The organism is Carboxydocella thermautotrophica (genome assembly GCA_003054495.1).
GTDB lineage: Bacteria > Bacillota.
In genome coordinates, this window is sequence record CP028514.1 from 2,024,211 (window position 1) to 2,047,734 (window position 23,524).

Annotated in this window: 25 protein-coding genes; 1 reads left to right on the plus strand and 24 read right to left on the minus strand. The window is 50.9% G+C overall.

The annotated features are described in order from the left end of the window. Positions 1-5 precede the first annotated feature (5 nt). The 7 genes from CTH_RS10060 to CTH_RS10090 all read right to left on the minus strand — a co-directional run bounded on the left by CTH_RS10060 (position 6) and on the right by CTH_RS10090 (position 8,689). Positions 6-644 carry a response regulator gene (locus tag CTH_RS10060; protein WP_078665580.1) on the minus strand — a complete coding sequence of 213 codons (639 nt, stop codon included), beginning with the start codon at positions 642-644 and terminating at the stop codon, positions 6-8. Beyond that, the gene (locus tag CTH_RS10065; RefSeq protein ID WP_078665581.1) at positions 637-2,073 is read right to left on the minus strand and encodes a HAMP domain-containing sensor histidine kinase; all 1,437 of its coding nucleotides are present in this window, start codon (positions 2,071-2,073) and stop codon (positions 637-639) included. The genes CTH_RS10060 and CTH_RS10065 overlap by 8 nt, the downstream gene beginning before the upstream one ends. Next, the gene (locus tag CTH_RS10070; RefSeq protein ID WP_078665582.1) at positions 2,063-2,995 is read right to left on the minus strand and encodes a substrate-binding domain-containing protein; all 933 of its coding nucleotides are present in this window, start codon (positions 2,993-2,995) and stop codon (positions 2,063-2,065) included. Before CTH_RS10070 ends, CTH_RS10065 begins: the two co-directional genes overlap by 11 nt. A gap of 75 nt (positions 2,996-3,070) precedes the next feature. Further along, on the minus strand, positions 3,071-4,291 hold the full coding sequence (locus CTH_RS10075; RefSeq protein ID WP_107753777.1) for a NapC/NirT family cytochrome c: 1,221 nt from the start codon (positions 4,289-4,291) through the stop codon (positions 3,071-3,073). A 29-nt stretch (positions 4,292-4,320) separates the two neighbouring features. Further along, a complete protein-coding gene (locus CTH_RS10080; RefSeq protein ID WP_078665584.1) occupies positions 4,321-4,737 on the minus strand; it encodes a hypothetical protein in 417 nt (138 codons plus the stop codon). 16 nt (positions 4,738-4,753) lie between these two features. Further along, positions 4,754-7,954 carry a molybdopterin-dependent oxidoreductase gene (locus CTH_RS10085; protein WP_107753779.1) on the minus strand — a complete coding sequence of 1,067 codons (3,201 nt, stop codon included), beginning with the start codon at positions 7,952-7,954 and terminating at the stop codon, positions 4,754-4,756. A gap of 15 nt (positions 7,955-7,969) precedes the next feature. Next, positions 7,970-8,689, minus strand: a complete 720-nt coding sequence (locus tag CTH_RS10090) for a 4Fe-4S dicluster domain-containing protein (RefSeq protein ID WP_078665586.1) — start codon at positions 8,687-8,689, stop codon at positions 7,970-7,972. A gap of 206 nt (positions 8,690-8,895) precedes the next feature. Here CTH_RS10090 and CTH_RS10095 point away from each other — a divergent pair, with 206 nt between their 5' ends. Continuing rightward, the gene (locus CTH_RS10095) at positions 8,896-9,105 is read left to right on the plus strand and encodes a helix-turn-helix transcriptional regulator (protein ID WP_078665587.1); all 210 of its coding nucleotides are present in this window, start codon (positions 8,896-8,898) and stop codon (positions 9,103-9,105) included. A 24-nt stretch (positions 9,106-9,129) separates the two neighbouring features. Here the strand turns inward: CTH_RS10095 and CTH_RS10100 are convergent, their stop codons facing one another. From CTH_RS10100 to CTH_RS10180, 17 genes are all read right to left on the minus strand, one after another. Beyond that, positions 9,130-9,342, minus strand: coding sequence for a hypothetical protein (locus CTH_RS10100; protein WP_078665588.1), 213 nt, complete (start codon positions 9,340-9,342; stop codon positions 9,130-9,132). Between the two features lie 96 nt (positions 9,343-9,438). Further along, positions 9,439-10,623 carry an MFS transporter gene (locus tag CTH_RS10105; RefSeq protein ID WP_078665589.1) on the minus strand — a complete coding sequence of 395 codons (1,185 nt, stop codon included), beginning with the start codon at positions 10,621-10,623 and terminating at the stop codon, positions 9,439-9,441. A gap of 77 nt (positions 10,624-10,700) precedes the next feature. Further along, positions 10,701-10,991, minus strand: a complete 291-nt coding sequence (locus CTH_RS10110; protein WP_078665590.1) for a CC/Se motif family (seleno)protein — start codon at positions 10,989-10,991, stop codon at positions 10,701-10,703. 11 nt (positions 10,992-11,002) lie between these two features. Then, a complete protein-coding gene (gene phoU / locus CTH_RS10115; protein WP_078665591.1) occupies positions 11,003-11,668 on the minus strand; it encodes a phosphate signaling complex protein PhoU in 666 nt (221 codons plus the stop codon). A gap of 30 nt (positions 11,669-11,698) precedes the next feature. Then, positions 11,699-12,457, minus strand: coding sequence for a phosphate ABC transporter ATP-binding protein PstB (gene pstB, locus CTH_RS10120; RefSeq protein WP_278308370.1), 759 nt, complete (start codon positions 12,455-12,457; stop codon positions 11,699-11,701). 17 nt (positions 12,458-12,474) lie between these two features. Beyond that, positions 12,475-13,314, minus strand: a complete 840-nt coding sequence (pstA, locus tag CTH_RS10125) for a phosphate ABC transporter permease PstA (RefSeq protein ID WP_078665593.1) — start codon at positions 13,312-13,314, stop codon at positions 12,475-12,477. Next, positions 13,315-14,175, minus strand: a complete 861-nt coding sequence (pstC, locus tag CTH_RS10130; RefSeq protein ID WP_078665594.1) for a phosphate ABC transporter permease subunit PstC — start codon at positions 14,173-14,175, stop codon at positions 13,315-13,317. Positions 14,176-14,245: 70 nt separating this feature from the next. Then, positions 14,246-15,127 carry a phosphate ABC transporter substrate-binding protein gene (locus CTH_RS10135; RefSeq protein WP_079906110.1) on the minus strand — a complete coding sequence of 294 codons (882 nt, stop codon included), beginning with the start codon at positions 15,125-15,127 and terminating at the stop codon, positions 14,246-14,248. 92 nt (positions 15,128-15,219) lie between these two features. Next, positions 15,220-16,872: a peptidoglycan D,D-transpeptidase FtsI family protein gene (locus CTH_RS10140; RefSeq protein ID WP_107753781.1), complete on the minus strand. Its 1,653-nt coding sequence runs from the start codon at positions 16,870-16,872 to the stop codon at positions 15,220-15,222. A 30-nt stretch (positions 16,873-16,902) separates the two neighbouring features. Further along, on the minus strand, positions 16,903-17,163 hold the full coding sequence (locus CTH_RS10145) for a DUF4911 domain-containing protein (protein ID WP_079906108.1): 261 nt from the start codon (positions 17,161-17,163) through the stop codon (positions 16,903-16,905). A 19-nt stretch (positions 17,164-17,182) separates the two neighbouring features. Beyond that, complete coding sequence (locus tag CTH_RS10150; protein WP_079906107.1) at positions 17,183-18,400, minus strand: peptidase U32 family protein; 1,218 nt, start codon at positions 18,398-18,400, stop codon at positions 17,183-17,185. 2 nt (positions 18,401-18,402) lie between these two features. Continuing rightward, positions 18,403-19,470: an endolytic transglycosylase MltG gene (mltG, locus tag CTH_RS10155; RefSeq protein WP_159073859.1), complete on the minus strand. Its 1,068-nt coding sequence runs from the start codon at positions 19,468-19,470 to the stop codon at positions 18,403-18,405. A gap of 103 nt (positions 19,471-19,573) precedes the next feature. Next, the gene (locus CTH_RS10160) at positions 19,574-20,314 is read right to left on the minus strand and encodes a hypothetical protein (protein WP_078665600.1); all 741 of its coding nucleotides are present in this window, start codon (positions 20,312-20,314) and stop codon (positions 19,574-19,576) included. 68 nt (positions 20,315-20,382) lie between these two features. Then, on the minus strand, positions 20,383-21,753 hold the full coding sequence (locus CTH_RS10165) for a VanW family protein (protein WP_159073860.1): 1,371 nt from the start codon (positions 21,751-21,753) through the stop codon (positions 20,383-20,385). A gap of 72 nt (positions 21,754-21,825) precedes the next feature. Further along, positions 21,826-22,089, minus strand: coding sequence for a DUF1292 domain-containing protein (locus CTH_RS10170; RefSeq protein ID WP_078665602.1), 264 nt, complete (start codon positions 22,087-22,089; stop codon positions 21,826-21,828). Positions 22,090-22,145: 56 nt separating this feature from the next. Beyond that, the gene (gene ruvX / locus CTH_RS10175; protein ID WP_078665603.1) at positions 22,146-22,559 is read right to left on the minus strand and encodes a Holliday junction resolvase RuvX; all 414 of its coding nucleotides are present in this window, start codon (positions 22,557-22,559) and stop codon (positions 22,146-22,148) included. Between the two features lie 14 nt (positions 22,560-22,573). Further along, complete coding sequence (locus CTH_RS10180) at positions 22,574-23,521, minus strand: aldo/keto reductase (RefSeq protein ID WP_107753787.1); 948 nt, start codon at positions 23,519-23,521, stop codon at positions 22,574-22,576. Between the last annotated feature and the right edge of the window lie 3 nt (positions 23,522-23,524).

Genomic DNA, 23,524 nt, shown 5'->3' on the forward strand with positions numbered 1-23,524 from the left:
TCCTATCAAGGGCTAATCCCCAGTTCCCGGGCTGCGCGAACCAGTTCAGACCGCCCTTTTGCCCGCAGTTTTTCTTTCAGTTTAGCTTTATATACTTCCACTGTTTTTACACTGATGAAAAGCTGGTCGGCAATTTCTTTGTTGGTATAGCCCCGGGCGATCAAAGCCAGGACTTCTCTTTCCCGTTCGGTTAAAAGAGGATCTTTCCGTTCTTTCTCCGGTTTGCGACCCGCTAGTTCTTTCAGCAAAAACCCAGCAATAGCCGGATCAACAAAAATTTTGCCTTCATAAACACTGCGAATAGCTGAAAGCAGCTCAATATCAGCTGCCTTTTTCAGCAGATAGCCATGAGCTCCGGCCTGTAACACCCTCTTTACATACCCTTCATCTTCATGCATAGTCAGGACAAGCACCCGGCACGCAGGATTCAACTTCGACAACTGCTCTACCAGCGCAATCCCGCCCATACCTGGCATGCTCAAATCAACCAGGGCTAGATCAAAATCCAGGGTTAAGGCCAAATCCAGAGCTTCTTCTGCCGTAGCTGCTTCACCAACTACTAGCATATCCTTTTGAGCTCCAATTAACATTTTTAAACCCGAGCGCAATACAGCATGATCATCTACCAGTAAAATTTTAATCATTTACCTCGCTCCCCTCCAACAGCGGCAAGCGGAGATATATACTACACCCCTGTCCCGGCTCAGTCTCAATTTGAAATTCTCCCCCCAGCAGTGTAGCTCTTTCCTGCATACCAAACAGCCCTAGTTTTTTCTTGAAGATATTGTTTTCCAGAGCTTCATCCAGACAAAAACCCTGGCCATCATCTTCGATTATTACTTTCAATTGTTTTTCTTCCCGCCTAACAACGATACTGACATTTTCAGCCTGTGCATGTTTGGCGATATTGGTCAGAGCTTCCTGGATAATTCTGTAAACAGCTGTTTCTATATGAATCGGTAGCCTTTTATCCAGCCCATCGATGAGCAGGTCAACATCAATCCGGTGTCTCTCCCCCCATTGTTTAAGATAAAATTTAAGCCCTTCCTCCAGTCCCAGATCATCCAGAACGCTGGGTCTCAATTCTAACGCCAGAGAGCGCAACTCGTCCAGGACATTATCAGTCATTCCCAGAATTTCCGCCAAATACTGAAGATGTTCCGGTTCTTTTTCCTGCTGATAAAAAGTGCGTAATGCTACTTTCAAGGATGTCAGGCTCTGACTGGCCTGATCATGTAACTCCCGGGCGATCCGTTTCCGCTCTTCTTCCTGAGCTGCAATTAGTTTGGCCAGTAATTGCTGACGGATAATTTCTTTTTGGCGCAATTCCTCGCTATATTGTTGTAGTTGTAGCTGGTTTTGCCGAATTTTGGCCACCATCTCATTGAAAGCCGCAGTAAGACTGGCCAGGTCATCACCGCTGTTTTCTACCGGTACCTGAATGGCCAAATTACCTGCTGCCACTTCCTGGGTAGCGTGTACCAGGCGCTTTAAGGGTTTGGTAACCACCCCGGTTAGCCAGATCGCCATTAATATCCCAAAAAAGCTCACTCCACCGGTAGTCAACAAAAGCCGGCTGCTGACATGTTTTAGGCCTTCCTGCAGATAATATTCTGTCATACCAACCCTTACCCAGCCTGCGCTTCCTTCCAGAATAGGGATGGCAATGTCTTTAATCAATCCGTCCGGACTGGAAAAAACCACGATATTTTTTTCCTGCCCTGGTCGAATAGAGTTTATATTCCTTAAACCTGCCGGCAGGCGACGGCCAAAGGTGCTGTGTACCAGATTACCTTTCTGATCAAAGACCAGAATGTACTTAATGTCCTGGTTATTCTGGCGTGTATCTTTTAACAGCTCATCCAGAGCATAGAGATTACGGGTAAAAAGCAAATCAGCACTGCGGGCGGCCAGGTCCCTGCCGATGGAAATCCCCCGCTGGGTTAATTGCTGCCCCATTATTTTATGCAGGGTCATCTGCACATCAAAAAAGGCAAAAACAGCAGTAAGAAAAATCAGGGCAATGATCATGATAATTATTTTACCGGACAGACTGATTTTTTTAATATCCATTGTTTTTCACCTGCTGGGCTAATTTTCGAATAACCTCATAATCCTGATCATTGCCAGGCTCAAACCTTTCAATCTGTAATCTGCGTAAAATTGCCTGTCCGTCCTGGCGTTGATGCAAATTCAACATGATTTCAGCAATTCTTTCTTTCAATTTCGCATCAAGCCCTGGCCGGGCCACCAGTGGTGGCATCCCGGCCGCTGGAGAAACATTGATAATGCTGGTATTGGCCCTGATACTCCTGTCCTTGGCTGCCATATATTCATAGATTAGCCCATCTACTGCTGCGCCGTCTACCAAGCCCTGAGCCACTGCTTTGATGGCATTATCATGGCTGCCCATAAAATAGGTTTCAGCAAAAAATCGTGCGGGATCAGTATGTTGTTGTCGTAAAAGTGCCAATGGATAAAAATACCCTGTAAAGGACATAGGATCGGTAAAAGCAAAACGCTTATCTTTTAGGTCTGAAAAACTGTTTATATTCCCATCTTTTCTTACTATAATATACCCCTGGTAAGTATTTTTGCCATTTATTCTGGGAACCGCCAGTAACTCCAATCCGAATTCTTTCTTTCCCATTACATAGGCATAAGAGCAGATAAATGCAATATCAACCTGTTTATCTCTTAGTAAATCATTAACTTCCTTATAGGAAGCCTTCTGGATAAACACTACCGGCATCCCCAGTTCCCGGCCTAGTTCTTCAATCATTTCCTGATAAAGAAAATAGGTTTCCCGGGGCGAAGTCATAGAAGAGACCGCCACTCGCAATGCGGTTGTCTCCCTTTTTTCCTGAGGAACAGGCTCCAGTACATCCCAGCGAACTCGGGGCAAGTCTGTTCCACAGCCGCTCAGGAAAAGTATCAAAACAATTATACTTAGAAAATATTTTTTCATAATATCACCCAGTATTAAGTATAACATTTTTAGAACCGGAATGGAGATACCAAATGATAGCAGAGCAGGAGGAGTCCAACCGCCTCCTCCTGCAATAGTACATTAGTCATGACATTTAGCACAATAAGACTGGAGATTATGGCAGGTGCGGCAATCATTCAGTCGACTGAATGCAACCCCACCATGGGTCCCTATCCAGCTCTGGTCATGAGGATTGGTTTTCTGATGACAGCTGTTACAGAAACGGTTATTGATGGGTTGAGCTGAGCCCTGGTGACAAAGGGTACAGTTAGCACCTGTAGCCCGACTGGCCTGGGCATGCTGGACTGGTAGCCAGTTACCTGGATGGGGATTGGTTTTCTGGTGACAGCTACTGCAAAAGTCCGGTTTGGCCCAGCTGGCACCCGGGTTAACCGGGTTTTGCGAAGAATGGCAGAAAGCACACTGCTGGGTCGTTTTCAACCCCTGGCCATGAGTTTGCTGCCAGTTCTGCGGATGAGGCATGGTCAAACCATGACAGCTCTGACAGGAAACAGCTTTTTTGGTTCCGGCTGTGACGGTGGCCTCATGGCATTTGAGACAATCGGCAGCATTGCCGGTCTGTTTAACCTGAGCAGTATGCTGGGCCAGCCAGCCCTGGGGGTGGGGCATTGTTACCCGGTGACACTGAGCGCACAGCTGATTTTCTACACCTTTCTGGTGACAGTCCAGACAGGCCTTCTGATTGGCCAGGTAGGCTCTGCCGTGTTCAACTGCCCAGGTCTGCTGAGTGTGAGTCGCCGGTTTCAGTTGTTTCCTATCCTGGTGGCACTGACTGCAGTTATCCACCGGCGCTTTGCCCTGACCTTTTGACTTATGACACTCCAGACAATCTTTCATTTTCAGCGGCTTGGGCTGTCCATGTACCAGTTTGGCATGACAGGTCGTGCAATCAAGCTTTGCCTTTTGCATATGGGTCTGATGGTCGAAACTGATACCAGGCAGTTTTTTCAACTGCTGCGGCCATTTATCGTGACAGGCCTGGCAGCGGGCTGAAGGGACATCTTCCCGGGGATTGGCGTCTAATTGCATCACTGTTATCGCCAGTTCCCTGAGACCATTGATTTTGGCCTTAGCTAGCCCAAGCGCGCCCGGGTCGGTATGACAGTCATAACAATGCACCTGCTGGTGCGTGGATAGCTTCCAGGAATCGTAGTATTTATCCATGATATGACAATTGTTGCAGAAATCAGTCTGCCCGGTATAATAAACCGCACCGCCTGTAAAAATCACTATACCTACCAGCAAAAAGAGAACCATCAATAGCAACCGTTTATTGTGCATTTAGCATCCCCTCCCTTGAGCCCGGGGCGCTATTGAGCGCCCCGTTTAGCCCAGGAGTGACACTGGGCACAGCTGAGTTTGTCGGTGTATTTCTGTACATTCTGATGCTTGGTGGCCCAGGACTGGGGTTTTACCTTTTTCGCATGACAGGAGGCACAGAAGTTGGTGTTGCCATGGCATTTCAGACAGCTATTCGCCCCCTGTTTGACCACAGTGCTGCCGTGTTTGGCCAGGAAACTGGCACTATGGGGACCTTTGCCTTGAGCTTTGCTGGTACTGGTAGTGCTCTTGCTGGTTGTAGCGGTTTTGGCCGGGCTGGGAGTGTGACAGGCCAGACAGTTGCCACCCCGGCTGGGCCGCGCATCTGCCACATTGTCCTGCTGATAAATAGTTACGAAAGCCGCCAGGAGCAGTCCAAAGAGTACGATGGAAATCCACTTTTTCATGTCACAACCCCCCTTCTTAAACCTTGACCAGTTTGACTCTGGTGTCGTAGAATACCGCAGAGCCTCCGGCGAGGTCGCTGATACAGGTATTGTTAATTACCGGGTCCAACCTCATGGCGGCATTGCCATGGACACCCTGACGGCGGCGGCTGTCGCCCTTGATTACTTTACCATCAACGGTGACATCCTGTGAGCCGTAGGACCAGTGGCCCCAGCCCAGACTGAAGGCGATAACTCCATCGCGGATGCCTTCCGTTACTTTGACTTTACCGATCATCTCTTTCTTCTGGCCGTTTTTCAGGTCCCAGACCCCGCTGGTATTGGAAGCGGATACGATCTTGACCCGATCCCCCGTTTTCAGGCCATAGCGGTAGGCATCCCTGGGATTAACCCAGATATAGTTTTCGCTTTCTACCGCCAGGTTCCAGTAGTTGCTGGCTGTCCGGCTCTTGGTATGGAGAATATCCTTGTAGGTGATCAGGGTAAGATTATATCCTTCACTGAGATCATTGATCGGCCGACCCAGCGCATCGGCATATGGTCGGATATACTGGGGTAACCCTGGGAAGGCTTTCCCTGTCATGGAGTTCTTGGTCTTGTATGTTTTTTCCTGATAGAGGTTGATCTGCTTGCCATATTTGTTTTTTACTTTCTCGCCATCATAGGCTTTCTCGAAGTCCTGATACAAACCGCCCCGGTTCAGCAGATAAATAATGCGCTTGAACCAGCTTTCTCCCACCAGGGCCTGCCAGCGCTGCGGGTCAAAAACTTCTTTGGGCAGATGCTTACGGGCAGCATAGAAGACAGCGATTTCTTCAGCACTGGCTTCAGGTACAGTTTCCTTGCCGGTAGCATCATCGCCGAAAGCTAAATTGGCCAGCATAGGAATATACATATCATCCTGGTGTTTTAGGTGGCGCCCCGGCCCAAAGGCATCGGTGCCAAAACCGGGCAGCTTCATCTCTTCAGCGATGGCCAGCAGTACCGTTTCCAGTGAAATGGGCATGGTCTGACCATACACAGTCACTTTTTCCGTCAGGGGGGCAATTGCCGGCTGTCTGACAGGCTGTACTTTCTGGGCCACATTGGGATGGGAGCCGTGGAATTCCCAGCGCTCCAGATAAGTCAGATCCGGGAAGATATAGTCGGCATACATAGAGCTTTCCCCGACAACAATATCGAAGGCCACATATAAAGGCAGCTTGTTAACATCCGACAGTACTTCGATGTTCTTATGCCCACCTGGCAGTGAGTAAACCGGTGAACCCATATACTGGAACAACACCTTCACCGGATAGGGGTAGGCGTCACCGATTGATGGAATGATTTCCTGATAGACATCCGAGGCCAGGGTATACCAGTGCCGCTTGGCCGGATAGCCATTGAATATGGTGGTATTTTCATATTTCACATTGTGCCTGATGCTGCTAATACCAAAGTTGGCGATTTTGCCAGGGTTCTTGGTCATGTCAAAGGGTTTGCCAGTCTTGGTCCCATCATAGTTATAGGTGGAAGCCTTAATCATGCCGCCCTTCCAGTCAAAGTTACCGATCAGCAGGTTGAGGGACATCCACACTCCAACATTATAGAAACCATTGGTGTGCTGGGAAACACCCCGATGAACATCGGCAGCTGCTTTTTTACCGTGAGAGGTGAATTCCCGGGCCAGGGCGATCAGGTCTTCCGGCTCCAGTCCGCAAATATCGGCCCACTCATCAATGGTCTTGCTGAGAGCGTGATCCTTCAGAAGTCGGAAGGAGCTCTTGACGGTAATGCCATTGATTGTGGTCTCCACATCCAGCTCGCCCTCGACCGCCTCGGCAGTGCTGTTGGGATCAACGGCTACCGGCTGCCCATCCTTCCAGACTACCAGAGGATCCAGTTCATAGTCATAGGTGGTGCCGCTGATGGTCTCGCTCTTGCTGATCTTGGGCAGACCGATCTCGGAGCCCCGCAGGAATTCCGTCGGCTTGCCATCCACTATTTTCACCAGCCAGCTGGCATTGGACCAGGTCGGTTCCCCATCTGCCGTGGCTGCCGCTTTGTTGGCATTGGCCAGGTATCTGGCATCATACTTGTTGTTGCTGATAATCCAGTTGATCATAGCAAGGGCAACAGCTGCTTCGGTACCCGGTTTGTTGGGCAGCCATTTCCAGGCTTTGCTGGCAGCTTTATTGTAACGCGGGTCGACAACGGCAATTTTCAAGCGGCCGCTTTCCAATCCTTCGGTGATTTTCGGCACCCGCTGGGCTGGACCGTAGTTGGCCTCAAAGGGTGATGCCCCAACAAACAGGATGAACTCCGAGTTGGGTGTATCAGCCTGCCAGTAAAACTTGTCCCCACCGGTCCAGTCAACTTTGCCTTTTTTGCTATCAAAGGCATACTGTTCGCTCATGGCCTTGCCGGTAAAGTAGAGGGAACCCTGACAGACAGTGGTATGGCCATGGGTGTTGATGGAGCCCAGACCGTCATTGGTGAAACGCTTGATAAATTCACTGCGCCCCCCTTTGAGTCGGCCCCAGGCAAAAACGAACTGGTTGTTTTTGGGCCCCAGATCCGGGTGAGCTGGATCGATCAGCTTATCCAGCTGGTCAGCCCATTTACTCTGGAACTCGGCCAGAGTCATCTTCTTGTTCCAGAGGTTCTCCACATCAGCAGCCATCGCTTTCGCCACCTGCGGGTCGCGCAGGGCCCAGACATCCATCAATCCCGGAACTACCCGGTTTTCTTCTCCCGGTACACTGGCGAACAGTTTACCGCCATAGACGATTTCCTTGATCGCCTGGGAGAAGGGAATAGAAACCCACTTGTTGCTGCCCCGCTTGCCGGCCCGCTTGAGTACCCGGCGGATCCGATAGGGGTCGTAGACAGTTTGAATACCAGACTGACCCTTGGGACAGATAGCCCCGTCGATTTTAGCTGCCTCTTTAATATCGGTAGCATATTTGATGCTGGGATACATGGTCCAGGGGCTGTAGGGATTGCCATCGATTTTAACTGCCTGACCATTGAGCAGCTTGACCTTGATGCCACAGCCGGTATTGCATTGCAAGCAGACGGAGTAAATCATATTTTCCGGATTATCCAGCGGATATTTGTCCTGTGGTTTTCCCGTAGCTGCTACGGCCTCCGTCAACGGCTCCGCTTGTCCGGCCAGGACCGCTACCCCACCAAGCAGAGCAGAAGTTTTCAGGAAATCTCTTCTGTTTATATCCATGTTCGCTTCCCTCCTTTACAGCAAATAATAGACGCGGGGATTTGTTCCTTTATTCTCTAACAGGCGCATATATTTGCGCTGCTTCAGCAGTTTGCTAACAAGAGCATTGGGGTCAGCCAGATCGCCAAAGTAGGTGGCCCGGCCAACACAGGTGACAGTACAGGCCGGCAATAAGCCCTGGCTTACGCGATGGATGCAAAAGGTGCATTTTCTGGCTCTGCCTTTAGGGGCGGCAAAGGCGCTGTCCCTTTTCCACTGCTGGTTGTACTCGAAATTGGGCCGTTTTTCATAGCCCTGGACGGCAGGTGTGCCTTCGGTATAGAAACTGCCATCATCGAGAGCACGGGCAGAATAGGGGCAGGCAGTTACACAGCGGCCACAGCCGATGCATTTTTCATAGTTTACCGCCACCACTTTATCCGCCTGCTTAAAAGTCGCCCCCACAGGGCAGGCCGGCACACAGGGTGGTTTATCGCAATGCATACAAGGCCTGGGGATAAATTGTTTCTTAACATTGGGAAATACCCCGCTTTCCTGTTCAAGCACGGGCCGATAGATGACATGGGGCGGAAGCACGTTTTCCGCAATACAGGCGATGGTACAAGCGTGGCAGCCAGCGCATTTTTTTAAATCAATTACCATTGCCCACTGCCGCTGACTCAGAGGCCTGGCCAGCGCTCGCTTCACATCTTCCTGCATTATCAGCAGTTTGTCACCGCTTACGCTTGAGCTCATACTTTTTCCCTCCTCATTGAAAGTGTTTGAGAAAACGATTGCAAACTCGGCAAGCTTGCCCTGATTCCATTATAAAAAATAATTGATAATAAAATAATCGGTATGATACCCTAAAAAAACTGAACAGACCTTAGGGATTTCCCCTATTTTGTATGTATAATTTCATCCTATTTTCAAATATTAATTAAGAGAGGAGGTAGATAGTGATGAGAGGAGCCCCCTGGGATACCCAACCTGCCCTCAAGGAGATGTGTGCTGAAACAGGAGTTAATTTGGACCGCCTGCTGGCCGGCATCAAACGCGGACGCAGTGATGAGGAAATCGCAAGTGAAATGGGTGTGCCCCCGACCACTATTACCCGCTTGCGACGTCACTTTGAAAAATACGGTATTGCATCAGTAGAAGGGCAAGACTAAAGCGGCAGCTCAAGCTGCCGCTTTCTATATGTGCCAGGGCGCATCTACCTGTAATTGTTGCAGGTTGGTCTTGAATTCTTTCGGAGAAGCACTGGGTACAATCAGCCGATGACCACAGCGCTGACAGACAAACTTCTTGCGTCCGGAAAATTGTTCACGCAAGATTAGAACATTCTCAGTATCTCTATGCACTGTTCCACAAAATTTACAGGTCAGTCCAAACTTGAAGGCCAGCATATACTCACCTCACTTGAGTCTTATCTCACTTTTATTATCTCCCGAGATAGCTCAAGTGAAAATCAGCAAAATCCCTAGTTTTAATGGGGATTATCCCTAAAAATCTTCCCCCTTTCCCACCACCACAGCTTCCTGGCCCTTTACCAGCAGTAGTGCAAGCAAAACTAATGCTACTAAGGCAGTCCCGTAAATGGCATAGAAATTCATAAAATCAACTGACTTGAGTAACTTTCCTCCTGCAGCTGTCCCAATGCCACCTCCTCCCATAAAACAAAATGCTACCAGTGACATGGCCGCCCCTCTAGCCTGTACGGCAAACTCCGTTGCCATCGTCAATAAGGTTGAATGTGCCAGCATAAAACCGAGGCCCAGCATAGTGATTCCGGCAATCAACAGGGGTAGCTGCCTGGCTCCAAGGATAAAAGCTAGATCAGCCAGAGCAGCTAAACTCAAACCGGTCAAAAGTATTTTCTTCCTGCCATATTTACCCGCCAACTTACCGCTTAAACGGCCGCCAATAACAGCTGCTATCCCGAAGAAGGTCATCAATAAGCCGATAGCCAGGTAGTTATAGTGATAATTATCTTCAATAAAGGCTCCCAGATAGGAGAATGATCCCAGTAAAAACATACCTTCCAGTAAAACTATAACATATACTGCCAGGCTCTTTCCAGTACTAAGCAGCTTCAGGTAGGGAGTTAGAAACTGGCTTTCCGGATTTTTGGATGAGGGAATTTTTTTACCTGTTGTCAGAAAAAGAAAAGTAACAAAAGCTGCCACCACTGTATATACCCAGAAAACCCCTCGCCAGTTTAGCCAGTAAGCTATTGTCCCACCTAAGGCCATACTAATTCCCTGGCCTAAAAAAGAAATGCCCATAAAGCTTCCAATTGCTGCCTGGCGCTCCGAGAGGGGAAAAAGATCTCCGATTAAGGCTAACGAAATTGGCATAACTGAGGCAGCAAAAATACCGGTCAGGGCACGGTAAAATGCTAAATCAGCCAGCCCTCTTCCCATTGCTGTTAATGCGGTGGCGAAAGTGAAGAAAAACATGGCAAAGGTCAGAATTTGTTTTTTCCCGTAGCGGTCTGCAAGGGGCCCGAAAATCAATTGAAACAATCCGAAAGGGATCATGTATGAGGTGATCAATAATCCAGCAGCAGTAGCGGATACTCCTATGTCTCTGGCGATAGCCGGCAGAATGGGAGAAACCACCCAGTTATCAGCCATGACTGTAAAACCGGCTAATCCTAGAATAATAATAATTTTCCTCAGATCCATCCTCAATCACTCCTCGTATCGTGATATTACAATATTATTATATTACTATTTCATTAAAAAGTCTATAAAAAATACTCCTACCTGGTAGTAGTAGGAGTAACAGTCCAGTTCTTCAACTTCCATAGACCCTGGATATCAATTTTCAGTCCATTGATGGCACCGATTATTTTTTTGTCAAGATAAATTTTGACATCTTCAACCTGGAAAAGCTCATATTGCTCCAGCTGTTCCAAAGGCCGACGGGCATCGGCCATCAAAGCTGGCACTTTGCCCACACAGCAACCGGAGTATTCCCCTTGAAATATTGTCAGCACTTTCCCTCTCTGTCTCAGTTCATGCAGCGCCTCCTGACTCAGCAATATCTCCACCTTGATCCTCCTTACCGGTTCAAATCCTCTCTCTCACCGGTTTCCAGGTAGATAACTCCTTCACCGATGTTGGTGGCATGGTCGCCTATTCGCTCCAGGTAGCGGGCCACAAAGAGCAGATGAGTGGCCTGAGTGATGGTAGATGGATCTTTTTGCATTATCTCCACCAGCTCATCAAAGACCAGCCGGTAAAGGCGATCGATTTCATCATCCTTTTTGCAGGTTTCCTTGGCCAGCTCCACATCCCCACGTACATAGGCGTCCAGCACGCCCCGCACTTCCTCCTGGGCCAGTTTGGCCATCTTGGGGATGTCGATTAGAGGCTTGATCAAGGGCTGATTGGCCATACGCAGGGTCACCTTGGCAATATCGGTAGCGTGGTCAGCAATGCGCTCTAAGTCTACGATTATTTTGAGCCCGGCCCCGATTTTACGCAGGTCTCCGGCGATGGGCTGCTGGGTAGCAATCAATTTCATGCAGCGGTCATCGATTTCCTTTTCCAGCTGGTCAATAGCTTCATCTCCATCGATGACTTCCTGAGCCATTTTCACATCCTGGCGAGCCAGACTTTCCACCGCTTTGACGATTGCCGTCTCCACCATAGAACCCATTCTCAAAATATCTTTTTGCAGTTCTTCCAGGGCCTGATCAAAATTGTGACGAACGGAACCGCTCATTTTACTACACCCCTTCCAGAATGCTTGACCTTAACCGAAGCGACCGGTGATGTAATCCTCAGTCCTTTTATCCTTCGGTTTGGTGAAAATCTCATCAGTAGGCCCGAACTCAATCAAATCCCCGCTGAGGAAAAAGGCGGTAGTATCTGAAATCCGAGCAGCCTGTTGCATATTATGGGTAACAATAATAATAGTATATCGCTCTTTCAGCTCCTGAATCAACTCCTCGATGCGCATGGTGGAAATAGGGTCCAGGGCCGAAGTGGGTTCATCCATCAACAGCACTTCCGGTTCAATGGCCAGGGCCCGAGCGATGCAAAGGCGCTGCTGCTGCCCGCCAGAAAGGCCCAGGGCTGGTTTGTGCAAACGGTCCTTAACTTCTTCCCAGAGAGCTGCACCTTTCAGACTCTTTTCCACAATCTCATCCAGCTTGCGTTTATCCTTCAGGCCATGGATACGGGGGGCATAGGCCACATTATCATAGATGGACTTGGGAAAAGGGTTGGGCTGTTGAAAGACCATACCCACTCTTTTCCGCAATTGAACCACATCGGTTTCCGGAGCATAAATATTTTGCCCATCTAACAGGATTTCCCCCTCAATCCGTACATTCTCTATTATATCATTCATTCTGTTCAAAGTGCGCAAAAAAGTTGATTTGCCACAGCCAGATGGTCCTATTAAGGCTGTCACCCGGTTTTTTCCGATGTCTATGTTGATATCATGCAAGGCATGATAACTGCCATAATACAGATTAAGCTGGCGAACAGTAAACTTATTTTCCTGCACGGCTGTTACCCCCATTCTTAGCGCTGTCTGGCAAAATAACTGCGTAACAAGGTGGCGGTCAGATTCAGCCCCAGCACCAGCATCAACAGGACTACCGCTGTACCGTAGGGAATTTTATCCTCCACTCCCGGCACCTGGGTTGCTATCACATACAGGTGGTAGGGCAAGGCCATAACCTGGTCAAAAATACTGGTCGGCAGTTTGGGCAAGAAGAAAGCTGCTACTGTTAGCAGAATAGGAGCTGTTTCCCCGGCTGCCCGCGCAATCCCCAGGATGGAGCCGGTGATAATCCCCGGCATAGCCTGGGGCAAGACGATTCTGATAATGGTCTGCAGTTTGGTCGCCCCCAGAGCCAGACTGGCCTGCCGGTAGGACTGGGGCACAGTGCGCAGGGCCTCTTCAGCAGTAGTGATAATTACCGGCAAAGTCATCAGTGCCAGTGTCAAAGAACCTGCCAGAATGGATGCCCCAAACCCAAAATAGATAACAAACAGACCCAGTCCAAATAGCCCGAACACCACTGAAGGTATACCGGCCAGATTCATGATGGCCAGGCGAATCAGGCGGGTAAGCCAGTTATCCCTGGCGTATTCTGAGAGATAGATAGCGGTCATTACACCGGTAGGGAGAGCAAAAACTATCGTCCAGAACACGAGATGAAGTGTACCTACTATGGCAGGAAAAATTCCGCCTTTGGTCATACCCCGCCGGGGTTTATCAGTAAGAAAATCCCAGCTGATAGCGGGCAATCCTTTGCTGAGAATATCATATAAAAGCCAGGCCAGGACCGCAATAATCAGGATGGTGACCAGCCGCAAAACCGAAAAGGCAATTTTTTCTTGCAGTTTTGGACTCATCTACTCCACCTCCTTGACTTTGCGGGCCACATAGTCGGCAATTAAGTTAATCACCAGGGTAATGATCATCAGCACCAGACCGATCAAAAAAAGAGCATGGTAATGTTCACTGCCTCGAGGCACTTCCCCCATCTCGGCGGCTATGGTAGCAGTCATAGTCCGCACCGGCACCAGAAAACCTTTCGGAATCACCGCCGCATTACCAGTAGCCATCATCACCGCCATGGTCTCCCCGATCGCTCTTCCCATACCCAGCATGACAGCAGCGGTAATACCGGAAAATGCCGCCGGAACGATCACATGTTTGATGGTCTGCCAGCGGGTAGCCCCCAGGCTGAGAGATGCTTCCGCATATCGCCGCGGTACAGCATTGATTGCGTCTTCAGAAACAGAGACAATGGTGGGTAAAGCCATAATGGCCAGGATGATCGAACCAGTCAAGGCAGTAAGACCGGTATCCAGATGAAACAGGCTCTTGATTTTCGGAGCTAGTACCATCAGAGCAAAAAAGCCATAAACAACAGAAGGAATCCCTGCCAGTACCTCGATGGCAGGCTTCAGTATTCCCCGGATAGTAGGATGGGCGATTTGGCCCAGATAAATGGCTGTTGCCAATCCCAGCGGGACAGCAATAACCAGCGCCCCCAGAGTAACCAGGAAAGAACCTGCCAGCAGGGGCAGCAGGCTGAATTTAGGTGGAGTATCAGTAGGAGCCCAGATCTTGCTGGTAAAAAAGTCACTAAGGGGAACTTTGGTTAAAACCGGCAAGGATTCTTTGAAAAGGAAAAGAAAAATTAGTCCGATCACCAGAATCGAAAGGAGAGCTACGGCTTTCAATAAAAATTCAACCGCTCTTTCCATGTTTTACCTCCTCGTACAAACAGGCCAAGAGGAGCCGGGAATCCCGACTCCTCTAGCCGGAAGGTTAACTTTATTTTAAGGGAATGAATCCCATTTCTTCAACCGTTTTCTGGCCATCAGAGCTGAGAGCATAGTCAATAAAGGCTTTACCTACTCCTTTAGGTTCTCCAGCGGAGTAGAGATAGAGTTTGCGGGAAATGGGATATTCTCCGCTCTTTACGGTTTCCAGGTTAGGAGCCAGCCCGGCATCACTGGCATCTTTTGCAACTTTCACAGCTTTGACAGTCTCATTGACATAGCCAAGACCCATATAAGCGATTGCACCTTTATTGCCCTGAATTTCCTTCACTTCCGCAGAGGTAGAGGGCAGGAGCAGAGCATCAGGACGGAAGTTTTCATTATTCAGAACGTGTTCCTTAAAGAAAGCATAGGTACCGGAGTTGCTTTCCCGGGACAGGACCACAATCTTCAGGTCAGGCCCACCCACTTCCTTCCAGTTGTTGATTTTGCCAGTATAAATGTCCTTGATCTGGGCCAGGGTCAGTTTATCTACAGGGTTATCCTTGTTAACTACTACAGCGATGCCATCCAGAGCTACAACGGTTTCCTTTACATCAATCCCTTTGGCTTTGGCGTCACTCACTTCTTTTTCTTTTATTTCACGGGATGCCATGGCGATGTCGGTAGTACCATTGATGAGAGCAGCAATGCCGGTACCGGAACCGCCGCCGGTAACAGCCACACTGGCATCCGGGTTTTTATCCATGAAATCTTCTGCCCAGGCTTGTACCAGGTTAACCATAGTGTCAGAGCCCTTAATCTGCACAGAACCGGCGATAGCTCCCTGCTGGCCTTCAGGGGTTTTGGCCTCCTCCTTTTTGGCGCAGCCCGTTAGCAGCAGGCTGAACATCAGGGTACCGACCAGAATTTTAGTTCCCACAGCTTTCAGCATAATTTTCTCTTCCTCCTCATGTTTTTTCTTATCCCATCTTTATTGTAGCAAGCCATTGTTAACTGAAGAATGGCATGTATGTAAAGTTATTGTTAATACAGGTTAGCCAATCCCTGTAAAATTTCCCGCGCCACCGGTGCTGCCGTTTTTCCCCCTGATTCTCCGCCCTCGACCAGCACTGTTAATACCACCCGTGGCTGCCGGGTGGGATAAAAGGCGGTAAACCAGCAGTTGAGCTGGCCATTACTGCGCTGGGCTGTACCTGTTTTTCCCGCCACCCCAGGTGCCAGTTCCGCCAGCTGGCCGCTGCCCTGGCTGACTACTAATCTCATCATGCCCTGCAGCTGGCGAGCAGTTGCCTCCGAAAGCAGGCGCTGGGGCTGCGCCGGCGCAAAGCGACTTTCTACCCGACCAAAATCGTCCCGGATTTCCTGGACCAGGCGGGGTTGAATGTCTATCCCTCCGCGGGCAATCAGGGCAGTCAGACGGGCAACTTGCAAAGGTGTCAACTGCATCTGCCCCTGACCGATACTGAGATTGGTGAGGTTATCCTGCCAGACCCGGTTCCAGTCCGGCTGCTGATAGGCATGGGGATAACCGGTGACCACCGCTGTTAACAGCTGTAATTTACGCTGATAGCTATAAAGTTTATCCGCACCCAGGTTGCGTCCCAGCCAGACAAAATAGGGGTTACAGGAATAGGCTAGAGCCTCCTGTAAAGTATGCCCTCCTTTAGGATGGGGAACATTGACCTTTACCCCGGGCACTTTGCTGCATTCGATCCAGGTCTGAGGAGTGACCAGTCCCTCTTCCAGAGCAGCAGCGGCCACCAGCAGTTTAAACACCGACCCGGGCTCAGTTGGCCACATGGTACGGTCAACAAATTGTAGCGGTTCCGGTTGGGCAGGCAATTGAGCCGGGTGAAAGGTGGGCCGACTGGCCAGTGCCAGCAAATCCCCGTCCATTTTCATCACCACCACCGCTCCTCTGAGCTGGCGGTGGTCCAGCACTGTTTCCACCAGCCGCTGCACCCTGGCATCAAGAGTCAGAACCAGATGGCGACGGCGTTTGCTGGGCTGATAGCCGCCATTCTGCCCCTGCAGACCTTTGATCATCCTGCCCTGACCATCCTTGACTACTGCTGCCACCCCTTCCGGGCTCACATCCCGCAGTTCCCGGTCATATAAGGCCTCCAGCCCGGCCCGACCCAGCAACTCCCCGCGGCGGTAATCCCCGCGGGGCAGCTGGCTTAAGCGTTTCTGGTCCGGATAACCCAGATAGCCCAGCACATTGGCAGCCAGGGGGTGGGGTCCATAGCGAAAAGTTACGGGCTTTAACATTACACCTGGCCAGCGGTAGGCATGTACTGATTGCCATGCCTCCTGACTGACGGGATAAGGCAAAATTACTGCCTCACCATTAAACCGGGCCAGAATCTCCTCCAGAGGTTGGCCCAGAAGATTGGCCAGCCGCATAGCGGTATGTACTTTGTTTTTAACCAGGGCTGGAAAAACAATAATCCGCCAGTCGGTATAGGAATCAGTAAGGGGTTTGAGATTGCGGTCATAAATCTGTCCCCTGGGTATATCCTCCAGCCCAACCGCCCAGGTCTGCTGTTTCCAGGCCTGCCGGGCCAGTTCAGGCCCTCTTACCACCGTCAACCAGCCCAGGCGCAGCAGTAGCGGAAGATAAAAAAAGAGGAAAAAGACCAGGCCGAGCTTAACCAGCCGGCGCCTGCGCTCCATGGCTGTCGCCTCCTGTCCTTTTTCCTCTCATTATTCCTCATTTTTCGGTAAGCTATCCAGTATTTCCACCGGAAAAGGGCAATGCCGTAAAAGCTCCAGAGCTTCTGCCCTTGTATCAGGGGTACAGTGAATAACCACCAGCCCCTGTTTGCCATCAGCGGTACTGACAATGCCTATACTGCCATGCCCTTCAAAAATCCGGTCCAGCAAAAGTATGTCAGCCGGGTTAAGGCGGGCATAAATCTTGCATTCCGGATGGTGGTCAGCTGCCAGCTGCACCCAGGTCGCCATTTTTTATCCCTCCAGACTGTCACTGTTTGGCACGTCTTAATAAACTACCAGCCGGAATTCCTGCTACGCCCGGGAGCAAAACCAGCTGCCGGGGATGAGGAGCCCGGTCGATTGCTTCGCCGGCTTCGTTGAACATCTTTTCTACTCGCAATTGCCGGTTGGGCCCAAAGGAAGTAAGCACTTCCAGTTCCTCCCCTGTGGCAAAAGGGCCGCGCTGTTCCACCCACAGTCCCTGTGGGGTTTCCTCCCGTACTATGCCAACAAAATCGTATTCCCGAATATAGCCGGCAGAGAGATAATGCTGTCCGGCCTGTTGCGGGGGCCAGCCCAGGAAAAAACCGGTAGTATAAGGCCGATGGCTGACTTTGGCCAGTTCCTCCAGCCACTCCTCCCGGCACTGCCAGCCCTCAGGATCAGCCAGCCAGGCATCGATGGCCTGCCGGTAAACTTTTACCACCGTACCCACATAGTGAACACTTTTCATTCGACCTTCAATTTTGAGACTGTTCACTCCTGCTGCCATTAGCCGGGGCAAATATTCCAGCAAACAGAGGTCAGCAGAGTTAAAAATATAGGTCCCCCGTTCATCTTCCAGAATGGGATAGTATTCTCCCGGCCGGGTTTCCTCCACCAGGGCATAGCTCCAGCGGCAGGCCTGGGCGCAATCTCCCTGGTTGGCATCCCGCCCTGTCATATAGCTGGAAAGCAAACAGCGACCGGAATAGGAAATGCACATGGCTCCATGGACAAACACTTCCAGTTCTGTCTCAGGGCAGTAGCGTCTGATTTCGCCAATCTCCTGCTCAGTCAGTTCCCGGGCCAGTACCAGCCGCTCTGCCCCCTGGTCAGCCCAGAAACGAGCCGCTTCCTTATTGGTAATATTGGCCTGGGTGGAAATATGCAAAGGCAGGCGCGGGGCATAGCGCCGGGCCAGGCTGAATACCCCCGGGTCGGCGATAATCAGCCCATCCACTGCCAGTTCCTGCAATTCCTCCAGGTAGGCCGGCAAATCCTCCAGATCCCGGTTATGGGCAAAAATATTCACTGTTACATATACTTTCCGTCCCCGCTGACGGGCATAATTCAGCCCTTCTTCCAGCTGGAAGCGGGAAAAGTTGCCGGCCCGGGCCCTTAGCCCAAAGCGCTGTCCAGCCAGATAGACGGCATCAGCGCCAAAATCAATGGCAGTTTTCAGTTTTTCCAGATTGCCCGCCGGGGCAAGTAATTCTGGTTTCATTCCTATTTCTCCTCCAGAGGTGTATCCAGATTGGCCAGGTATTTGGCCTTGTTGCGCAAATGCTCAGCCCAGGTACGACTAAAAGCATGTTCCCCATTGCGGGAAACCACAAAATAGAGGTAATCCGCTGCTGCCGGGTTAACTGCCGCCTGCAAGGAAGCATGGCCAGGAGCAGCAATGGGTCCAGGCGGCAAACCTTTGATTTTGTAGGTGTTATAAGGAGAAGCCACTTCCAGATCTTTATAGTAGAGACGGGCCCTGGGTTTACCTAAAGCATACTGCACGGTAGCACAGGACTCCAGTTTCATCCCCTGGCGCAGGCGGTTGAGGAAGACCGCTGCCACTTTGGGCCGTTCCCGATCCACTTTAACTTCCCGTTCGATAATAGAGGCCAGAGTGATGGCCTGAGCGGGAGTCAGCCCCAGGGCCCGGGCTTTAGCCACAAACTCCGGGGTGATTTCCGCTGCCATGCGCTGGGCCATAATGCGGATAATCTCCTCGGCCTTCGTATTTAAAGGAAAATCATAGGTGGCTGGGAATAGATAGCCTTCCAGGCGCTGTGGGCCCTGTAAGTTCCCCGGTTGCCAGTAGTCATAGGGCAACTCAGCCTGGCTGGCAGCCTGCAGAAACTCCTCCGCCTGCACCAGACCTTTCTTTTCCAGTAATTCGGCCATCTGCGCCAGGGTATAACCTTCCGGAATAGTCACTTTCACAGTCGCTACCTTACCTGAAGTCAGAGCTGACCAGATTTCCGGTACTGACAGATTTGCCGCCAGCAAGTAGGGTCCCGGTTTGACTTTGCGGTCCAGGCCCTGCCACTGCCCATACCAGCGAAAAGCCAGTGCTGATTTGATCAGCCCCTGCTGTTGCAAGCGTCGGGCCAGTTCCGTCACACTATCTGCCGGCTTGATTTCTACTACCTGACCCTGCCCGGAGGCTGCTGCCGGTGCCAGGGCCTGCTGCCACCAGCTGTTCAGGCCCAGCAAACCACCGCTCCCCAGCAAGCCGATAAACAGGAGCAGAATTAAGAGTTTCCGTCCTTTCTGAACTACAACTACAGGTGCTGTCATTTGCTTTCCCCGCTTTCTCTCCCTGTCTGCCTTCATTATACAGGTTTCGGCAGGCGGGGACAAGCTGTCGACAAAAAGAAACAGCCCTCCCCGGGCTGCCTTGCTATTTTTCCCGCTCCGGCGGTGCTGCCTCTTTGGCCAGGTCCAGCATGAGCTGAGCCTCATGCAGTCGTTTGGCCACTTCTTCCACTACCAGTTCCATGTGGACCCCTTCAGTGGCTACCACCGGGATAATGGGTTTGTGGCGATAGATGCGTTGCAGAAGTTTAATATTGGAGCTGCTGACACTGCGAGGAGTCTCGTCGATCTTGGTAACCACGATAATATCCGCCTCATCCAGCAGCACATTGGATGGCTCCATGATGATCTCCGCCTTGATACTGGCTGGTACTACCGTTACCAGGATATCGGCCAGCCGCCGGCTTTCCGCTGATTTATAGCCATCATTGATACCCACTGCTTCAATCAGGGCCACATTGGGTTCTGCCGCCACTTTCGGCAGGTCCCGCTGGGAAACGTGGCCTAACTCCAGCACCGACCGGACTTTATTGAGTTCATCCAGCGCCTTTCTGGCGTGTTGAATCAAGCGATTTTTCTCTCTGATCTGGTTGACGGTCTGCCGCACCACCCGTTCGATATCCTCAATCACATCCTGTCCCGGTGGCGGTACCGCAATGGTGAGATAGGTGGCATCAATACCTTTGAGCAGATAGGGTTTTTCATCCTGAATCCCCGACCCCACCGCCAGCGGCTGCCAGTTGCGCTGCTTCAATCCCCGGTACAGTTCCCCCAGTATGGTGGACTTCCCGGCATCATTGCGCCCGGCCACCACTATCTTTTTCATGTCCCCGACCTCCTTTGCCATCTTCCTTAAAAGATTATATGCCAGAGGTGGGACTGACTTGCCAAAAATTATAGTTCTGGAGCCGGTACCGCTGCTGGTGCAGCTGGTCCTGTACCGACGGCATAGACCCAGTTTTTCGGTTTATAATAACTTTTAGTCACTACTTCCCGTTTCAGCACCTTACCTTGCCGGTTCTTGATAATACGAACAGTATAATGCCGGTAACCCCGGTGGCCTTCTTCTTTAACCACCTTTTGCCCTTTCGGCAGGTTAGGGTCTTTCACGGTAATGACTTTCGGTTCAATTACCTGAGTAATCTGATCTATCAGTTCCACATTGACATTTTCCGCCGGATCGCCAAAAACCTTGAAAATCAGGCGATTGCCCGCTATCTGGGATTTGAGGTATAACCAGTGATTGCGGTTATTGCGAAACTTGAAATCCAGGCCACCATAGGTAACTGTAGCATCCCGGCCAACAGGTACATATTTGACAGGAATAGAGTGATTGGTGCGCTCGACGATTTCCAGTCCGGCCAGGAGAACGCTATTATAAAGAGTGGTTGAAACCTGACAGACACCACCACCAACCCCTGGAACCAGTTCATTATTTATAATTACTGGCGCGTCCCGGTAACCCGCTTCTTTGGAACGAGGTCCAACGATTTTGTTAAAGGAAAAGACCTGGCCCGGAGCCAGCAGGACACCATTGACAGCATTGGCTGCCACCATTACATTATAAGCTCTGTCCACATTTTTCGGATCAAAGGTGGTAGAAAACTGACTGATAATCGCCTTGATCCGCATATTATCCAGGGTTTCCCGGTTTACCGCCGGTTCTACCGGTACCCGTGCCAGCTGGATGGGTTTGGCCTGACGTTCCAGCAATGCCGGTTCCAGCTGACGCAGGGCTGCCTCCATGTCCAGCTTGCTGCCCTGTTTCCCCGGAATATATACCACCTGGTCAGCAGCATTGACGGTCAGTTCCCAGTCCACGGGCTTGACATATACCGCCTCTGCTACTGTTTCCAGCTGCTTGCGGGCCAGGGTTAAATCCACTTTTTCTTTGAGGGGTACTTCTGCCGGTTGCTCCTGCAAGCGCCGTCGAGCCTGCCATTCCTCCCAGGGCCAACCGCCGCGCCCCTGGGCCCAGGCCCAGTCCAGCATGGCCTGCAAGTCCCAGCCATAGCCCAGTTCTTTTTTGCTGAACTGCCAGCTGCGGTCTTCCAGGCGTAAAGTCACCAGCCGTTCCTGTTCCTTGTTCTCTTCGGTAGCCAGCAACCGGGCTGCTTCCTGCCGGCTTTTCCCTCCCAGGTTAATGGTACCAAAATAAACTCCCTCCACAATGGTATCATTCCCCAGCACTTTCTGTACTGCCAGCCAGGTTCCGGCCAGGGTGCTCGTTAGTACCAGCAGGACAATGACTGCCAGCTTTTTCATCCCTTTTCTCCCCCATCTTTCTAAAAAATGAAACAAAGACGCTTTCATATAGAAAGCGTCCAGTGCTCAGCTTTAGTCTTCAAAATCTTCGGCCTCAAGGCTGGCTTCCCAGTATTCCGCTGCCCGGTCGAACTCCTCATCATCTTCGATGTCTACCAGGATATCTTCCCCATCTTCAGTGATTACTTTGAGGATAACAGCTTCTTCTTCATTGTCAACAGCCTGCAGTACAGCATAGCGGTTATCGTCCATTTCAAAGACATCGATAATTTCAAACTGATGCTCATTGCCTTCCTCGTCTTCCAGGATGATCACATCTTCTCTTTCATCTACCATTTTGATTCACCTCTTCTATCAGAATAATTGTATTTTACTCCAGCCGGCAGCTTTTGTCAATTGCGCTGCCTGTCCAGATATCCCTGCAGGATGACAACCGCTGCCAGCTTATCCACCACCTGCTTGCGCCGGGCCCGGCTCACATCGGCAGCCAGCAGGGTCCGTTCCGCCGCTAAAGTGGATAGGCGTTCATCCCAGGTTTCTACCGGTAGCCCCAGCACCTTTTCCAGATTTTCTTTAAACTCCATCACTAATTGTGCCCGCGGACCGTAGGTTCCATTCATATTCCGGGGCAAACCCACCACGATTTTTTCCACTTCCTGCTCCTGGCAGAGCCGGGCCAGTTCCGCCAGATCCTGCTGCAGACTGGTCCGGCGCAGTACCTTCAACGGCTGGGCCGTCCAGCCCAGCGGGTCACTGAGGGCAATGCCGATAGTCTTGTCCCCTACATCCAATCCCATTATCCGCATATAGCCAGCTCCTCTTAAAAGATTTTCAAACAAAAATCAGGACAAACCGCTGAGCAATAACCGCAGAGCAGACATTTGTTCCGATCAACTTCCACCTTTTCGCCCTGCAGGTACAAAGCCTGTTGCTGACAGCGTTCAACACAGCGTCCACAACCCTGACACCAGTCCTCAATATGCAGGCGGCGGGGCTGGCTGCTGATCCGTACTGCCGCCTCGTGAGGTGGTGTTTGGCCACTGAAAAAGGCCAGATTATATTCCACTTCTGCCTCACTTTGCATGCCGATGGCTACCGCCGCAATCCCGGGGGTAGACAGAACAAACTGCAGAGCTTCTTCCCGCCGGCTTAACAAATTGCCACCGGCCAGAGGTTTCATGCTGTAAATGCCTTTTCCCGCTGCCGCCGCCCGGGCAATAGCCTCTGCCATGGCCGCAGCATCCCCGTCACCGATGCCAATTCCAGCCAGATTATACAGAGGATGAATAACTGTCAGCTCAGGAAAAGCCAGAGCCGCTTCCACCCCGGCAATGCGGTGAGTGGACAGGCCTACCTCCCTAATCAGCCCTTTTTCCCGGGCCTGCAGCAGATATTCCACTGCCTCCCAGTGACCTCTGACGGTGTGGATGGATTCCTGTTCATGCAGGAGAAAGATATCGATCACATCCCGGTCCAGTTCCCGGCGGGCTTCCTCCAGAGCCGCCGCTGCCCCTTCCCTGGTATAGGCATAGGTTTTGCTGGCAATCACCACTGGCTTATCCCAGCCCCTCAACGCCTGGCGGATATAAGGATAGGTTCGGTATAGCTGGGCGGTATCGATAAAATTAACCCCCAGCTCCAGGGCGTAGCGCAACACCGCCGCACCCCGGTCCAGGGGAAGATTTGCCTGCAAGGGCCCAATGGTAAGAGCCCCGAAACAGAGGCGGGATACTTCAATTCCAGTTTGACCTAACTGCCGGTATTCCACGTC

What these genes read in the sequence shown, in the direction of transcription:
- CTH_RS10060 (WP_078665580.1), bottom strand. Translation starts at nt 644, where the DNA reads ATGATTAAAATTTTACTGGTAGATGATCATGCTGTATTGCGCTCGGGT.
- CTH_RS10065 (WP_078665581.1), bottom strand. Translation starts at nt 2,073, where the DNA reads ATGGATATTAAAAAAATCAGTCTGTCCGGTAAAATAATTATCATGATC.
- CTH_RS10070 (WP_078665582.1), bottom strand. Translation starts at nt 2,995, where the DNA reads ATGTTATACTTAATACTGGGTGATATTATGAAAAAATATTTTCTAAGT.
- CTH_RS10075 (WP_107753777.1), bottom strand. Translation starts at nt 4,291, where the DNA reads ATGCACAATAAACGGTTGCTATTGATGGTTCTCTTTTTGCTGGTAGGT.
- CTH_RS10080 (WP_078665584.1), bottom strand. Translation starts at nt 4,737, where the DNA reads ATGAAAAAGTGGATTTCCATCGTACTCTTTGGACTGCTCCTGGCGGCT.
- CTH_RS10085 (WP_107753779.1), bottom strand. Translation starts at nt 7,954, where the DNA reads ATGGATATAAACAGAAGAGATTTCCTGAAAACTTCTGCTCTGCTTGGT.
- CTH_RS10090 (WP_078665586.1), bottom strand. Translation starts at nt 8,689, where the DNA reads ATGAGCTCAAGCGTAAGCGGTGACAAACTGCTGATAATGCAGGAAGAT.
- CTH_RS10095 (WP_078665587.1), top strand. Translation starts at nt 8,896, where the DNA reads ATGAGAGGAGCCCCCTGGGATACCCAACCTGCCCTCAAGGAGATGTGT.
- CTH_RS10100 (WP_078665588.1), bottom strand. Translation starts at nt 9,342, where the DNA reads ATGCTGGCCTTCAAGTTTGGACTGACCTGTAAATTTTGTGGAACAGTG.
- CTH_RS10105 (WP_078665589.1), bottom strand. Translation starts at nt 10,623, where the DNA reads ATGGATCTGAGGAAAATTATTATTATTCTAGGATTAGCCGGTTTTACA.
- phoU (WP_078665591.1), bottom strand. Translation starts at nt 11,668, where the DNA reads ATGAGCGGTTCCGTTCGTCACAATTTTGATCAGGCCCTGGAAGAACTG.
- pstA (WP_078665593.1), bottom strand. Translation starts at nt 13,314, where the DNA reads ATGAGTCCAAAACTGCAAGAAAAAATTGCCTTTTCGGTTTTGCGGCTG.
- pstC (WP_078665594.1), bottom strand. Translation starts at nt 14,175, where the DNA reads ATGGAAAGAGCGGTTGAATTTTTATTGAAAGCCGTAGCTCTCCTTTCG.
- CTH_RS10135 (WP_079906110.1), bottom strand. Translation starts at nt 15,127, where the DNA reads ATGCTGAAAGCTGTGGGAACTAAAATTCTGGTCGGTACCCTGATGTTC.
- CTH_RS10140 (WP_107753781.1), bottom strand. Translation starts at nt 16,872, where the DNA reads ATGGAGCGCAGGCGCCGGCTGGTTAAGCTCGGCCTGGTCTTTTTCCTC.
- CTH_RS10145 (WP_079906108.1), bottom strand. Translation starts at nt 17,163, where the DNA reads ATGGCGACCTGGGTGCAGCTGGCAGCTGACCACCATCCGGAATGCAAG.
- CTH_RS10150 (WP_079906107.1), bottom strand. Translation starts at nt 18,400, where the DNA reads ATGAAACCAGAATTACTTGCCCCGGCGGGCAATCTGGAAAAACTGAAA.
- mltG (WP_159073859.1), bottom strand. Translation starts at nt 19,470, where the DNA reads ATGACAGCACCTGTAGTTGTAGTTCAGAAAGGACGGAAACTCTTAATT.
- CTH_RS10160 (WP_078665600.1), bottom strand. Translation starts at nt 20,314, where the DNA reads ATGAAAAAGATAGTGGTGGCCGGGCGCAATGATGCCGGGAAGTCCACC.
- CTH_RS10165 (WP_159073860.1), bottom strand. Translation starts at nt 21,753, where the DNA reads ATGAAAAAGCTGGCAGTCATTGTCCTGCTGGTACTAACGAGCACCCTG.
- CTH_RS10170 (WP_078665602.1), bottom strand. Translation starts at nt 22,089, where the DNA reads ATGGTAGATGAAAGAGAAGATGTGATCATCCTGGAAGACGAGGAAGGC.
- ruvX (WP_078665603.1), bottom strand. Translation starts at nt 22,559, where the DNA reads ATGCGGATAATGGGATTGGATGTAGGGGACAAGACTATCGGCATTGCC.